We start from the raw sequence: 13,428 nt of genomic DNA, 5'->3' as shown, positions 1-13,428 counted from the left end.
TGGTCATAGGTCGTCGTCGCGATGAATTTCGCCGTCCGCCGCAGCCGCCCGTGCATGTCGGCGCGGAAGTCCGAATGATCCCACACCCCGGCCAGCACCGCCGGATGCAGCATCTGCAGCAGCAGGCCCGAGACGCCGCCGATCATCATCGTCGTCACGTCGCCGTTGACCTTCCACGCCACGGAATTAGGCGGGAACAGCGCATCCGCCCGCCGCAGCACCGGCCGCTCGCCCTTGTCGGCGTCGTTGAAGACGTCGGTGATCTTCTGGCGCACGGCGCGCTTGGCGGCCTCAATCAAGGCGCACCTCTTCGGGCGGTCGAGGCGCGTCCAGAAGCGCCAGGATGCGGGGCCGCAGAAACCAGGCGCCGATGAAGCTGTAGACGATCAGCAGAAAAGCCCCGACGGCCCTGTTCGTCGGATATCGCACCGGGTGGCCCTCCGCCGTGACGAGGGCGGCCGCCGCCAGCCAGAACGAGGCGAAGAAGGACAGGGCTCCGACGCCCCCGACAAGATCGCGAAGTCCCTCCAGCACCGGCGGAAGATCGACCAGGGCTATCGGCAGGACCAGAATGGCGACGGCCGACATCCCGACCACCCATCCGCGATCCGGACCGCGCTCGATGCCTGCCTGCTCCGAAACGTCACGCGCCACCCGGTAGATGCCGTAGGTCCAACCAAGCAGGAACCACACCATGGCGACCGTGCAGACGCCGGCCAGGATGATGCCGGTCGGCGTTGGGTCCAGGACAGCCAGCTGGCCGAGAAACATGAGCATGGTGGCCAGCAGCAGCCATGCCGGGTGAAGCAGGGCCATCCGGATGTGCCACGGCCTCGCCACCGTGATCGGTTCGACTTCCGTCATCCGGCCGCGTCCCTCCACGCCTTCAGCGCCTCCATCGCCCGCAGGCTCATCAGCCGCTTCTTGACCCGCCCGCGATCCTTCGGATTGATCCGCCGGCCCTCGGCGTCGACCTTCGGGGCCTCGAGCGGCGGCAGCAGGCCGTAGTTGATGTTCATCGGCTGGAACTTCGAGATGCCGCCGGGGCCGTCGAGGTGGCCGCCGGTGATATGCTCGACGAGGGCGCCGATAGCGGTGACCTGCGGCGGGGCCTCCAGCGGGCGGCCCAGCGCCTGGGCCGCCGCCAGCCGGCCGGTCAGCAGGCCCATGGCGGCGCTCTCGACATAGCCCTCGACGCCTGTCACCTGCCCGGCGAACCTCAGCCGCGGCATGGCCTTCAGGCGCAGCTGCCGGTCCAGCAGCTTGGGCGAGTTGAGGAAGGTGTTGCGGTGCAGCCCGCCCAGCCGGGCGAACTGGGCCTCGTGCAGCCCGGGGATCATGCGGAACACCTCGGCCTGGGCCCCGTGCTTCAGCTTGGTCTGGAAGCCGACCATGTTGAACAGCGTCCCCAGCGCATTGTCCTGGCGCAGCTGGACGATGGCGTGGGCCTTGACCTGCGGATCGCGCGGATTGGTCAGGCCGACCGGCTTCATCGGCCCGTGGCGCAGGGTCTCGCGACCGCGCTCGGCCATCACCTCGATGGGCAGGCAGCCGTCGAAATAGGGGACGTTCTCCCACTCCTTGAACTCGGCCTTGGGGCCGGCCAGCAGGGCGTCGATGAAGGCCTCGTACTGAGCCTTGTCCATCGGGCAGTTGACGTAGGCGGCGGCGTCCCCGCCCGGGCCCTCCTTGTCGTAGCGCGACTGCCGCCAGGCGATGTCGAAGTCGATGGAGTCGGCGTGGACGATCGGGGCGATGGCGTCGAAGAAGCTCAGGCTCGCCTCGCCGGTGAGCTTCAGGATCGCCTCGGCGAGGGCGGGCGAGGTGAGGGGGCCGGTGGCGACGATGACATTGTCCCATTCTTCGGGGGGAAGGCCGGCGATCTCCTCGCGCATGACGGTGACCAGCGGATGCGCCTCCAGCCTGGCCGTCACCGCCCTTGAAAAGCCCTCCCGGTCCACCGCCAGGGCCCCGCCGGCCGGCACCTGGTGGGCGTCGCCGCAGGCCATGATCACCGAGTCGAGCGCCCGCATCTCGGCGTGCAGCAGGCCGACGGCGTTGTACTCCCAGTCGTCCGAGCGGAACGAGTTGGAGCAGACCAGCTCGGCCAGGCCGTCGGTGTGGTGGGCGTCGGTCCTGACGCCGGGCGCGCCGCGCATCTCGTGCAGGACCACGGGCACGCCGGCGCCGGCGACCTGCCAGGCGGCCTCGGAGCCGGCGAGGCCGCCGCCGATGATGTGGACGGGGGAGGGGGAGGGGCTCATGCGCCGGGGTTCTAGCCGCGCGGGTCGATCCGGGCTAGCTTCGCCGTGGGGAAGGGGAGGGGGCGATGAGACGCTTTTCTGTCGGCGCGTCGATAGGCGATGGATTCGGCCTGGTGGCCAGGCGGCCGCTGTCGGTGTTTGTCTGGGGCCTGCTGCTGCTGGCGCCGGTGTTCGGGGGCTTGGCCCTGATCTTTCCGACGATGGGCGAGATGTTCGCCAACATGCCCGCGGCGGGCGCGGACGCCGCCGTGGACGACCCCTTCCCTGAACAGATGTTCGCCCGAATGATGCAGGTCCAGCTGGCGTACATGCTGCTCAACATCAGTCAGCTGGTGATCATGGCGGTGGTCTATACGGCGATCTTCCGGGCCGTGCTGAGGCCGGCCGAGAGTGGGATTTTCTCACTGCGCCTCGGCATGGACGAACTGCGCGTCGCCGTCGTCGGACTGGCCATCGCCGTCGCCCTGTACGCCGTCATCGTCGTCGTGGCCCTGCTGGGCGCGGCGCTCGGATTCGCTCTCTGGAGCGGCGACCCCCTTGTCGCAGCCTGGGCCATGGGCGCCTATGCGCTCCTGGCCGTTCTGGGAATTTTCTGGGCGACGGCACGGGCGTCGATGCTGGCTCCGGCCAGCGTCCTCTATCGCGACTTCGCCTTTGTCCAGGGCTGGCGGCTGGCGTCCGGCAAGGGCTGGCCCCTGTTCGGCATGATGCTCCTGATCCTGCTCCTGATCGTCGTGATCGAGGTCGTCCTGGTCCTGATCGGCCTCGTGGCGTTTGCCGGTTTCGGGGCGGCGGCCGGACTGCACCGGGTCGCGGACGGGGACCCGTTCAGCGGCATGGAGGCCTGGCTGGCGGCGAACTGGTATTGGGTCGCGATCGGCGCGGCGGCCGCGTCGTTCCTCTACGGCATGGTGCTGAGCCTGTCGGTGGCGCCGTTCGCCTCGGCCTGCCGGCAGCTGGCCGGGCGCGACGCGCCGGGGGTGGATGAGGCGGGTTCACCGGTTCCGGCCCAATAGGCTAGGATCGGCGGTGGCAAGGGAGAAACTCATGGCGTTCTCAGGCAGCGATGCGGCGTTTGAGGGATTCCGGCTGGTAAGACGCAATCCGATGGCCCTTCTGGCGTGGGCTCTTCTGTACGCCGCCCTGAGTCTGGCGAGCCTCTTCGCGATGGCGCGGGCCATCGGCCCGCTGACCGCCTGGGGCGAGCGTCTGGAGGGGCTGGAATCGACCTCGGCGACCCCCGAACAGGTTTTCGCCGCCTTGCAGAGCCTGGGCGAGGTGATGTCGAGCCTCGCCTGGCTGTTGCCGGTGTCCGTCGCGGTGAACGCCATGCTGATGGCCGCGGTGGCGCGGGCGGTGTTGAACCCGCGGGCCGGGGGCTTCGGCTACCTGCGGCTGGGCATGGACGAACTCCGCGTGTTCGTCGTCACCCTGGTGCTTGGAATCCTGCTCTTCTTCGCGTGGATGGCCGCCGGCGTCGTGGTTGTGGTGCTGGCGACGATCGCCGGCGCGTCGGGTGCGGAGTGGATGTGGCCGCTGGTGGTGCTCGGCGGCCTGGGCGGCGTCGCCGGCTTCGTCTGGCTGGCGATCCGCCTGAGCCTGGCGGTGCCGATCACGGTCGCCGAAAATCGGTTCGCCTTCTTCGACTCGTTCGCGCTCACCCGTGGAAAATTCTGGTCGCTGCTCGGCATGGCGGTGATCGCGTTCGTCATGGTGCTGGTCATCGGCCTGCTGTCATGGGTGGTGACCCTGCCGCTCAGCCTGATGGCCGGGATGGAGACGTGGTCGTCGGGAGCGGGCTCCGATCCCGAGGCGGTCGCGGCGGCGCTCGATGTGGCCAATCCCTGGGTCATCGTCAGCGCGGTGGTCGAGGGCGCGATCTCGGCCCTGACCGTCGGTGTGATCTATGCGCCGTTCGCCGCCGCCTATCGCGACATCAAGGGCTTGGGCGCGGAGACCCCGACGGCCTGAGACGATCGCCTCAGGCCCGCTTCTTCGCCGGCGCCGCCAGCGCGGTCGCCCGCGCCCGGCGTCGCGTCTCGTGCCGGTCCAGCACCTCCTTGAGGTATTTGCCGGTCCAGCTCCCGGGATCGGCGGCGACCTGTTCGGGCGTGCCGACCGCGACGATCTCGCCGCCGCCGTCGCCGCCCTCGGGGCCGAAGTCGATCAGCCAGTCGGCCACCTTGATGACGTCGAGATTGTGCTCGATGACCACGATGGTGTTGCCGTTGTCGACCAGTTCCTGCAGCACCTCCAGCAGCTTGCGGATGTCCTCGAAATGCAGGCCCGTGGTCGGCTCGTCGAGGATGTAGAGGGTCTTGCCGGTGGCTCGTTTGGACAGCTCCTTGGACAGCTTGACCCGCTGGGCCTCGCCGCCCGACAGGGTGGTGGCGGACTGGCCGACCTTGACGTAGCCGAGCCCGACCCGGTTCAGCGTCAGCATCCTGTCGCGGATCGAGGGCACGGCCTTGAAGAAGCCGCCCGCCTCCTCGACCGTCATGTCCAGAACGTCGGATATGCTCTTGCCCTTGAAGACGATTTCCAGCGTTTCGCGGTTATAGCGCCGACCCTTGCAAACGTCGCAGGTGACATAGACGTCGGGCAGGAAATGCATCTCGATCTTGATCAGGCCGTCGCCCTGGCAGGCCTCGCAGCGCCCGCCCTTGACGTTGAAGCTGAAGCGTCCCGGGCCGTAGCCGCGCGCCCTGGACTCCGGCAGGCCGGCGTACCAGTCGCGGATCGGACCGAAGGCGCCGGTATAGGTGGCCGGGTTGGAGCGCGGGGTGCGGCCGATGGGCGACTGGTCGATGTCGATGACCTTGTCGAACATCTCCAGCCCCTCGATGCGGTCGAAGGGGGCCGGGGCGTCCGAGGCGTTGTGCAGCCGGCGGGCGGCGGCCTTGTACAGGGTTTCGATGGTGAAGGTCGACTTGCCGCCGCCGGACACGCCGGTGACGCAGGTGAACAGTCCGGCGGGAATCTCGCCGGTGACGCCCTTCAGATTGTTGCCGGTCGCGCCGCTGATCCTCAGCATCCGCTTGCGGTCGACGGGCCGGCGGCCCTCGGGCGGCAGTTCGATCTCGCGCTCGCCGGTCAGGTATTTGCCGGTCAGCGAGTTCGGATTGGCCATCACCTCGGCCGGCGTGCCCTGGGCGCAGACCTCGCCGCCGTGGATGCCGGCGGCCGGGCCCATGTCGATGACATGGTCGGCGGTCAGGATGGCCTCCTCGTCGTGCTCGACGACGAGGACGGAATTGCCGAGGTCGCGCAGGCCGCGCAGGCTTTCCAGCAGGCGGGAATTGTCGCGCTGGTGCAGGCCGATCGACGGCTCGTCCAGCACATAGAGCACGCCGGTCAGGCCCGAGCCGATCTGGGAGGCCAGGCGGATGCGCTGGCTCTCGCCGCCCGACAGCGTCCCGGAGGCGCGCGACAGGTTCAGATAGTCGAGGCCGACGTTGTTCAGGAACCGCAGCCGGTCGGTGATCTCCTTCAGGATCCGCCGGGCGATCTCCATCTGTTTTTCGGTCAGCTTGTCGTTCAGGGCCGTGAACCATTCGTGGGCTTGTTTGATCGACAGCCATGAGACCTCGGCGATGTCCTCGCCGGCGACCTTGACCGCCAGCGCCTCGGGCTTCAGCCGCTTGCCGCCGCAGGCCTCGCACGGCGTCTCCGACTGGAACCGGCCCAGCTCCTCGCGCACCCAGGCGCTGTCGGTCTCGCGCCAGCGCCGCTCGAGGTTGGGCAGAACCCCTTCGAAGGCCTTGGTGGTCTCATAGGTGCGGGCGTTGTCGTCATAGGTGAATTTGATCTTCTCGGACCCCGTGCCGCGCAGGATCACGGCCCGGGCCGCCTCCGGCAGGTCGCGCCACGGCCTGTCCATCGAGAAGCCGTAGTGGCGGCTCAGCGCCTGCAGCGTCTGGGTGTAGAGCGGCGAGGGCCCGCGCGACCACGGGGCCACGGCGCCCTTGTGCAGGGTCTTGTCGCGGTCGGGAACGACCAGGTCGGCGTCGAAGGCCAGTTTGACCCCCAGGCCGTCGCAGGCCGGGCAGGCCCCGAACGGATTGTTGAACGAGAACAGCCGCGGCTCGATCTCGGAGATGGTGAAGCCCGAAACCGGGCAGGCGAATTTCTCGGAGAAGGTCAGGCGGCGGGGCTCATCCTCGTCCGGGGCGTTGGCCCATTCGGCCACGGCGATGCCGTCGGCCAGTCCCAGGGCGGTCTGCAGGCTGTCCGCGTACCGCCCCTCCAGCCCCGGCTTGGTGACGATCCGGTCCACGACGATGTCGATGTCATGCTTGAATTTCTTGTCGAGCGTCGGGGCGTCCTCGATGGCATGGAACTGTCCGTCGATCTTCAGCCGCTGGAAGCCGGCCCGCTGCCACTCGGCGATCTCCTTGCGGTATTCGCCCTTGCGGCCGCGCACCACCGGGGCCAGCAGCAGCAGCCGCTCGCCCTCGGGCAGGGCGGCCAGCCGATCGACCATCATCGAGATGGTCTGGCTCTCGATGGGCAGTCCTGTAGTCGGCGACCAGGGCACGCCCACCCGCGCCCACAGCAGGCGCATATAGTCGTGAATCTCGGTCACCGTGCCGACCGTCGAGCGCGGGTTCTTCGACGTCGTCTTCTGCTCGATCGAGATGGCCGGGGACAGACCCTCGATCAGATCCACGTCCGGCTTGCCCATCAGTTCGAGGAACTGGCGGGCGTAGGCGCTCAGGCTCTCGACATAGCGGCGCTGGCCCTCGGCGTAGATGGTGTCGAACGCCAGCGAGCTCTTTCCCGAGCCCGACAGGCCGGTCAGGACCACCAGCTGCTCGCGCGGGATGTCGAGGTCCACGCCCTTGAGATTGTGCTCGCGGGCGCCGCGCACGCGGATGAAGTTGTGCTTTTCGGTCATGAGGCCTGAAGGCTTGGAGTCCGGGAACGCGGCAGGGGCCGGGGAGGGTCCGGCGCGACGCCGCTATATGGGGATCAATTCGCGGGATTCAGCAAGAACAATGTGGGAACAGTTCGGCTCACCCGCTGCCCGCTAGCCGGCCGGCGCCCACGACTCCGTCGACCGCTGGTAGCGCTCGCCCTTGGCCAACAGCACGCCGTTGGCCCCGGCTATGCCCAGTTCGAGGCTTTCGGCGATGCGGCGGGCGCGTTCGATGAAATGCTCGGCGGCCGCGGGCGGGCACAGGTCGCGGGCCGTGGCCTCGAACAGTTCCAGCCAGCGGTCGAAATGGCGCGCGTCGACGGGCAGGGGCAGGTGTTTGGGCATCGGCCGCCCGTGATAGGCGCCGCTCATCAGGGCCACCGACGACCAGAACAGCCGCATCTGCTCAAGGTGTGGGCCCCAGTCGCGGATGCGCTGGTTGAACACCGGCCCGATCAGCGGGTCCGCGCGCACCCGGTCGTAGAAGCCGTCGACCAGCCGGGCGATCATCGGCTCGTCGATGCCGGTTTCCGCCTCGATGCGGCGCATGGCGGACAGGCGACGGGTCTCGGGATCATCTGACAGGGTCACCGGCCCCAGATAGGCCGGCAGGCGCCGATCCGCCATTGCGGCTATTCGCCGTCGAGAAAGTCGCCGGCGTTGAGGCTGACGACGCAGCGGTAGTCGCCGGCGCCATCGGTCGAGCACCAGTCGACGCCGAACAGGTTCTGCCGCACGCGATTGGTGGAGCGGATGGTGCGGCCATTTGTCGGGACTTCCGATCCCACCGCGGCGCTGCGTGCGGCGAGGCCTTCATAGAAGGCGCGGGCGGGCGCGCCGGTGCAGGTGAACAGCACCATCCTGGTGTCAGCGTCGCTTGCGCGGCCGTAGGCTCCGACTTCGGCCGCTTGCGCGATGCAGTCGGCGTAGAAGCGGGCGTTCGGCGCCGGTTGCGTCTCGATTGGTCTGAAGTTGGGTGGGGGGAGGTAGCCCTCATTCTCGTGAGCGCAAGCGCTCGTGAGGCCCGCGAGGATGGCGATGACGGCTACGGTCCGGCGCATGGTCTGGTCCCTCCTGACGGCATCCTGTCACGGTCTCGTCAACCGCAACAGGCCCGAAAAGGCTTGCGCGGGGCGGCGTCCGCCCTCATCTTCGAGGCTTCGAGTGAGCATACCGGAGTTCGACGATCATGATCAGCGCCCTGGAAATCGGTTTCGCCCTTTCCGTTCCGCTGCTCGTGCTCGCCTATGTCCTCTTCCAGCCCCGCCCCAGGCCCGTCCGCATCCGCACTCGTGACGCTCGATCGCGTCAAGGCCCACACGCCTGACCGACACGCCCTCCTCGACAATCAGGGCCTGACGTTCGGCCGCGAGCGCACGGGCGTCGTCGGTCGAAAGGCGCGGGCGGCGCCAGCCGTCGCGCTGAGGGCGTACGACGGCGCCCCGGGCGTCATCAGCCACGACGCGGACTCCGTGGAGGCGATCGGGATCGAACGCCGGATCGACCTCAGGCCGTGCGGTTGAAGGCCACGGCGCGGCCGTCGCCCGCGTTGGCCCGGCCGCTGGCGCCGTAGGCCGAGGGGCTGCCGCGCTGGGACGCGACCTCGGCGGCGATGGTCTTCACCAGTCCCTCGGAGATGATCCGCGCCGCCTCGATGGCGCGCGAATGACGGCTCAGCACCGCCTCGAACGCCTCGGTCGCCCGGATCAGGGCGGCGCGTTCACCGGCGGGGGCGGCGGCCAGCACCGCCGGATTGGCCTTCACCTGCGCCGACTCCCGCCGGTAGGCGTTGGCCAGGTCCTGGGTGCCGGCCAGGCTGGCGGCGGCGTCCTGCGGCCGGTGCGCCTCGAAGGCCTTCGCCTCGGCGCCCAGGCTGGCGGTCAGCCGTTCGGTCAGGTCAATCAGCTGGCGCACGCGGGCGGTGGCGTTCAGCTCGGCGGTTCCGGTCATTGCGCTTGCTCCTGCATCTTCAGCATCTGGGCGACCACCTGGTCGGCCAGGCCGACGCCGCCGGCCCGGACCGTCTGTCTGGCCATGGCCTCGATCATGAAGCCGCGCCACGTGCCCTCGGCCTCGCCGCCGCCGAACGGGCCGTCGGTCGACAGGCCCTCGAACATCGGCTTCAGCATCTGGGCGAGGAAGGAGGCCTCGAACGCCTCGGCGGTGTCGCGCATCCGGGCGGCGGCGGCGGGTGGCGGCGGGGCGGGGGAGACGGCCAGGTCGCTCATGCTCACATCACCTCGATCTCGGCCTGAAGCGCCCCGGCCGCCTTGATGGCCTGCAGGATGCTGATCATGTCGCGCGGGCTGACGCCGAGGGCGTTCAGCCCGTTGACCAGGTCGGACAGGGAGGCGCCGCCGCCGACGATGCGCATCTGCCGGCCCAGATCCTCTTCGACCGAGACGTCCGACTGCGGCACGACCACGGTCTGGCCGCCGCGGCTGAACGGCTCCGGCTGGCTGACGAACGGCATCTCCTGGACGGAGACGGTCAGATTGCCCTGGGCGATGGCCACGGTGGAGACCCGCACCGCGTCGCCCATGACGATGACGCCGTTGACCTCGTCGATGATCACCCTGGCCGGCGAGTCGACGGCCACCGGCAGGTTTTCGACCCGGCTGATGAAGCCGGCCATGCCCATCTGGCCCGGGGCGCGCAGGGCGATGACCGTGCCGTTCTCGGCCAGGGCGGCGTTGGGATAGACCTGGTTGATGGCGGCGGCCACGCGCTGGGCCGTGGTGAAGTCGGGATTGCGCAGGGTCAGCCGCACCTCGTTCAGATTGGCCATGTGGAAGCCGGTCTCGCGCTCGACCGTCGCGCCCGAGGCGATCCGGCCGGCCGTCGGCACGCCGCGCGTCACCGAGGAACCCGAGGCGCCGGACGCCGAGACCGCGCCGGTCTGGATCGATCCCTGCGCCACCGCATAGACCTCGCCGTCGGCGCCCTGCAGGCTGGTCACCAGCAAGGTCCCGCCCAGCAGGCTCTTGGCGTCGCACATCGACGACACGCTGACGTCGATGCGCGACCCGGGCGTGGCGAAGGGCGGCAGTTCCGCCGTCACCATGATCGCCGCCATATTCTTGGAATTGGCGTTCGAGCCGCGGATGTTGACGCCCAGCCGCTCGGTCATGCCCTCAAGCGACTGGCGCGTGAACGGGCAGTTGCGCAGCGAGTCGCCGGTGCCGTTCAGACCGACCACCAGGCCGTAGCCGACCAGCTGGTTGGTGCGCACCCCTTCGACGGCGGCGATGTCCTTGATCCGCGACTGGGCGGCGGCGGGCAGCGCGAATCCGGCCACGGCGGCGGCGGTGAGCAGGGAGGCGAGCAGTTTCTGCATCGGTACGGGGTCCGCGAACTGTTGTGCCGGCTGGGATGCCAAGGCCGTGCCAAAGAAAAACATCTTTGAAAACAGACGCGGGGTGTCGGGCCGGACGGGGAGATGCGGCAGAAACTGCCGGGGCGTTAACCAAACGGTGACCGGCTCCGACGATGGTCGGGCCATGTCCTGGAGTCGTCATCCATGAAGGTCACCGGCCCATCCGGACCGTCCGCCTCGCCGGCCTCGCGGTCGGTCCGGACCAGCGGCGGCTTTTCGTTGCCGGCCGCCGGCGCGGCCGCCCCGGCCGGGGCCGCGGCCTCCGCGGCCGGGGTCTCCGGCGTCGCCGGGGTGTCGGCCCTGATGGCGCTGCAGGGGGTCGAGGACGCCACCGAACGGCGGCGGCGGGCGATCCGTCGCGGCGGCGGCCTGCTGGACCGGCTCGACGAGCTCAAGCTGGCCCTGCTGGCCGGCGAGGCGGGCGAAGCGGTCCTGGAGCGCCTCGGCCGCAGCCTGGGCGAGGCGCGTCCGGTCGACGCCGATCCGGGCCTGAACAGCCTGCTGGCCCAGATCGATCTGCGGGCGGCGGTGGAGCTGGCCAAGGCCGATCTTCGCCGCAGCGCAGCATAAGCCGGTGAAATATTTCGCAAAAGCGTGATCAATGTGGGCCGGGTGATGAAGAAATGTCACGCTCCGCCGCGGACGGGTCACGCACAGGTCACGCTCGCGCGAGCGTTGTTGCCGCGACTCTTCGCCATCCCTATACGCATGCACTGCGCCACAGGGGGGCGCTGTTTAAGAGCGTGAGTGCGATGAACGCATTGGCGTCTGAGATCGAGCCGAACGGGTATCGGCCGTCCGAGGACGAGCCGTTCATGAATGAACGGCAGTTGGCCTACTTCAAGGCCAAACTCCTGGCCTGGAAGGACGAAATCCTTCGCGAGTCCCGGGGCACCGTCGTCAACCTCAAGGCCGAGACGGAGAACCATCCGGACCTGGTCGACCGGGCGTCGTCGGAATCGGACCGGGCCCTCGAACTGCGCACCCGCGATCGCCAGCGCAAGCTGATCTCCAAGATCGACGAGGCGCTGCGCCGCATCGAGGACGGCTCCTATGGCTACTGCGAGGAGACCGGCGAGCCGATCAGCCTCGGCCGCCTCGAGGCCCGCCCGACCGCGACCCTCTCGGTCGAGGCCCAGGAGCGGCACGAGCGCCGCGAACGCGTCCACCGCGACGACTGAAGGCGGACTGGCCATGCGCGTCGCGATCGGCCTGCTGTTGTTGCTGTGTCTGGCCACGCCCGTCATGGCCCAGTCCAGCGACGCCGTCAGATCCGAAAATAGAGACCCGGCGGAAACGCTCGCCGCCTATCGCCGGGGCATGAACTGGCTGTTCCAGGCGCGCTGACGCGCCGGCGGCCGATGGGCTTCAGGCGGGAAGGGCCGGTCGGATATCCGTGCGGCCGAAGTCGGCGCCCTTGTAGAGCAGGGGTGCGCCGATCTCTTTCGCCAGGGCGTAGGCGAAGCAGTCGCCGAGGTTCAGCCCGGCCCGGGTGCGCTTGCCGTAAGCCCGTTGAGCATCCGCCGCGAGTCTCGCCGTCTGGTCTGTGGCTGGCCGGATCGACACCTGCAACTTGTCGATCAGGCGATCCAGATCGACAACCCCGGCGTCTCCTCGCAGCCCGTGCAAACGGGTCGAAGCCTCCCAATAGCCTACCGGCGAAAGGCGTGCGGCCGGGTGGTCCAGCAAGGTGCGAGCGAAGACTTCCCACTCCGGTTCTTCAAGCAGAATAGCCACGAGTGCCGACGCATCGACGACCATCACTTGGGCAGGCCGTCTTCATCGTACAAATCATCGTCTGTCAGAAGCGGACCAACGATCGGCAAGCTTTGGAAATGGGCCACGATCTCCCTGACCTGTGCCATCTTCCGCTCGATCTCGGCGTCGCGGACCCTCGCCAGCCGTTCATCCCGCTCGCGCACCATTTCATCGACGAGGTCAGTGATGGACTTGCCCTCGAGGTTCGCGAGCCGACGCAGGCGTTCGACCACTTCGGCCTTTCGGATCTGTACAGGCGCGTTCATGACGGACGGCAGTCTATCATGACGGCTCGACTCCGCCAACAGCGCCTTGACTTGGCGGGGTTGGAGCGCGACCTACGCGCCTCGCGTTTCAAGGTCTCCCAAGATGTCCGTCAAGGTTCGTTTCGCCCCGTCGCCGACGGGGAGGCTGCACGTCGGCAATGTGCGCACCGCCCTGGTCAACTGGATGTTCGCCAAGGGGCAGGGCGGCCGGTTCGTGCTGCGCATCGACGACACCGACCTGGCCCGCTCCACCCCCGAGTTCGAACAGGGCATCGAGGACGACCTGACCTGGCTGGGGCTGGTCTGGGACGAGCGATACAATCAGTCCAAGCGGTTCGACCGCTATGAAGAGGCGGCGGCGCGGCTGAAGGCGGCCGGGCGGCTCTATCCCTGCTATGAGACCGGCGACGAGCTGGACCGGCGGCGCAAGGTGCAGCTGTCGCGCGGCCTGCCGCCGGTCTATGACCGCGCCGCGCTTGACCTGAGCGAGGCGGACAAGGCCGCCTATGAGGCCGAGGGCCGCCGTCCGCACTGGCGCTTCAGGCTGGACGGCAAGCGGGTCGCCTGGGAGGACCTGGCCCGCGGCCACGCCGAGGTCGATACGGCCTCGATGTCGGACCCGGTGCTGGTCCGCGAGGACGGCCTGTTCCTCTACACCCTGCCGTCGGTGGTCGACGACATCGACATGGCCATCACCCATGTCATCCGGGGCGAGGATCACGTCACCAACACCGGGGCCCAGATCGAGATTTTCGAGGCCCTGGGCGGTCCCGTTCCCGTCTTCGCCCACATGCCCCTGCTGGTCGGGGCCGACGGCCAGGCCCTGTCCAAGCGGCTGGGCTCGCT

18 protein-coding genes are annotated in these 13,428 nt (G+C 68.8%); 7 read left to right on the top strand and 11 right to left on the bottom strand.

Features of this window, described 5'->3' with window-relative positions; all coding sequences use genetic code 11:
- From Q0588_RS04835 to trmFO, 3 genes are all read right to left on the bottom strand, one after another.
- Window positions 1-299: oxygenase MpaB family protein (locus Q0588_RS04835; protein ID WP_298744238.1), on the bottom strand; the 299-nt coding region annotated here is incomplete at its 3' end.
- A complete protein-coding gene (locus Q0588_RS04830) occupies window positions 292-864 on the bottom strand; it encodes a hypothetical protein (protein ID WP_298744236.1) in 573 nt (190 codons plus the stop codon). The genes Q0588_RS04835 and Q0588_RS04830, both read right to left, overlap by 8 nt.
- Entirely contained in the window at window positions 861-2,264 is a 1,404-nt protein-coding gene (gene trmFO, locus Q0588_RS04825; protein ID WP_298744234.1) for a methylenetetrahydrofolate--tRNA-(uracil(54)-C(5))-methyltransferase (FADH(2)-oxidizing) TrmFO, read from the bottom strand. Before trmFO ends, Q0588_RS04830 begins: the two co-directional genes overlap by 4 nt.
- A 65-nt stretch (window positions 2,265-2,329) precedes the next feature.
- On the opposite strand from trmFO, the gene Q0588_RS04820 reads away from it, so the two are divergent.
- Window positions 2,330-3,280 carry a hypothetical protein gene (locus Q0588_RS04820; RefSeq protein ID WP_298744233.1) on the top strand — a complete coding sequence of 317 codons (951 nt, stop codon included), beginning with the start codon at window positions 2,330-2,332 and terminating at the stop codon, window positions 3,278-3,280.
- A 91-nt stretch (window positions 3,281-3,371) separates the two neighbouring features.
- Window positions 3,372-4,235 (top strand): hypothetical protein, encoded by an 864-nt coding sequence (locus Q0588_RS04815; protein WP_298744232.1) that lies wholly within the window; start codon window positions 3,372-3,374, stop codon window positions 4,233-4,235.
- 10 nt (window positions 4,236-4,245) lie between these two features.
- Here Q0588_RS04815 and uvrA read toward each other — a convergent pair whose 3' ends face one another.
- From uvrA to Q0588_RS04800, 3 genes are all read right to left on the bottom strand, one after another.
- On the bottom strand, window positions 4,246-7,161 hold the full coding sequence (gene uvrA / locus Q0588_RS04810; protein ID WP_298744229.1) for an excinuclease ABC subunit UvrA: 2,916 nt from the start codon (window positions 7,159-7,161) through the stop codon (window positions 4,246-4,248).
- 132 nt (window positions 7,162-7,293) lie between these two features.
- The gene (locus Q0588_RS04805) at window positions 7,294-7,809 is read right to left on the bottom strand and encodes a group III truncated hemoglobin (protein WP_298744225.1); all 516 of its coding nucleotides are present in this window, start codon (window positions 7,807-7,809) and stop codon (window positions 7,294-7,296) included.
- A gap of 5 nt (window positions 7,810-7,814) precedes the next feature.
- Entirely contained in the window at window positions 7,815-8,243 is a 429-nt protein-coding gene (locus Q0588_RS04800) for a hypothetical protein (protein ID WP_298744223.1), read from the bottom strand.
- A gap of 231 nt (window positions 8,244-8,474) precedes the next feature.
- On the opposite strand from Q0588_RS04800, the gene Q0588_RS04795 reads away from it, so the two are divergent.
- Window positions 8,475-8,705 carry a hypothetical protein gene (locus Q0588_RS04795; RefSeq protein ID WP_298744221.1) on the top strand — a complete coding sequence of 77 codons (231 nt, stop codon included), beginning with the start codon at window positions 8,475-8,477 and terminating at the stop codon, window positions 8,703-8,705.
- On the opposite strand, the gene Q0588_RS04790 is transcribed toward Q0588_RS04795, so the two are convergent.
- From Q0588_RS04790 to Q0588_RS04780, 3 genes are read right to left on the bottom strand one after another with little or no spacing between them, the layout of a single operon-like run.
- A complete protein-coding gene (locus tag Q0588_RS04790; protein ID WP_298744219.1) occupies window positions 8,689-9,132 on the bottom strand; it encodes a flagellar basal-body protein FlbY in 444 nt (147 codons plus the stop codon). The genes Q0588_RS04795 and Q0588_RS04790 overlap by 17 nt on opposite strands.
- Window positions 9,129-9,410 (bottom strand): rod-binding protein, encoded by a 282-nt coding sequence (locus Q0588_RS04785; protein WP_298744218.1) that lies wholly within the window; start codon window positions 9,408-9,410, stop codon window positions 9,129-9,131. Before Q0588_RS04785 ends, Q0588_RS04790 begins: the two co-directional genes overlap by 4 nt.
- Window positions 9,411-9,412: 2 nt before the next feature.
- Entirely contained in the window at window positions 9,413-10,519 is a 1,107-nt protein-coding gene (locus Q0588_RS04780; RefSeq protein ID WP_298744216.1) for a flagellar basal body P-ring protein FlgI, read from the bottom strand.
- 183 nt (window positions 10,520-10,702) lie between these two features.
- Here Q0588_RS04780 and Q0588_RS04775 point away from each other — a divergent pair, with 183 nt between their 5' ends.
- The 3 genes from Q0588_RS04775 to Q0588_RS04765 all read left to right on the top strand — a co-directional run bounded on the left by Q0588_RS04775 (window position 10,703) and on the right by Q0588_RS04765 (window position 11,905).
- Entirely contained in the window at window positions 10,703-11,128 is a 426-nt protein-coding gene (locus Q0588_RS04775) for a flagellar assembly protein FliX (RefSeq protein WP_298744214.1), read from the top strand.
- A gap of 182 nt (window positions 11,129-11,310) precedes the next feature.
- Entirely contained in the window at window positions 11,311-11,739 is a 429-nt protein-coding gene (dksA, locus tag Q0588_RS04770; protein ID WP_298744212.1) for an RNA polymerase-binding protein DksA, read from the top strand.
- Window positions 11,740-11,752: 13 nt separating this feature from the next.
- A complete protein-coding gene (locus Q0588_RS04765) occupies window positions 11,753-11,905 on the top strand; it encodes a hypothetical protein (protein ID WP_298744210.1) in 153 nt (50 codons plus the stop codon).
- A 21-nt stretch (window positions 11,906-11,926) separates the two neighbouring features.
- On the opposite strand, the gene Q0588_RS04760 is transcribed toward Q0588_RS04765, so the two are convergent.
- Window positions 11,927-12,319, bottom strand: a complete 393-nt coding sequence (locus Q0588_RS04760; protein WP_298744239.1) for a type II toxin-antitoxin system VapC family toxin — start codon at window positions 12,317-12,319, stop codon at window positions 11,927-11,929.
- A complete protein-coding gene (locus Q0588_RS04755) occupies window positions 12,319-12,582 on the bottom strand; it encodes a type II toxin-antitoxin system VapB family antitoxin (protein WP_298744208.1) in 264 nt (87 codons plus the stop codon). The genes Q0588_RS04760 and Q0588_RS04755 overlap by 1 nt, the downstream gene beginning before the upstream one ends.
- A gap of 103 nt (window positions 12,583-12,685) precedes the next feature.
- On the opposite strand from Q0588_RS04755, the gene Q0588_RS04750 reads away from it, so the two are divergent.
- A partial coding sequence (locus Q0588_RS04750; RefSeq protein ID WP_298744206.1) for a glutamate--tRNA ligase occupies window positions 12,686-13,428 on the top strand: 743 nt, incomplete at its 3' end.

It is taken from the genome of uncultured Brevundimonas sp. (genome assembly GCF_937870815.1).
Taxonomy (GTDB): Bacteria; Pseudomonadota; Alphaproteobacteria; order Caulobacterales; family Caulobacteraceae; genus Brevundimonas.
This window is presented reverse-complemented; position numbering and strand designations above follow the sequence as displayed.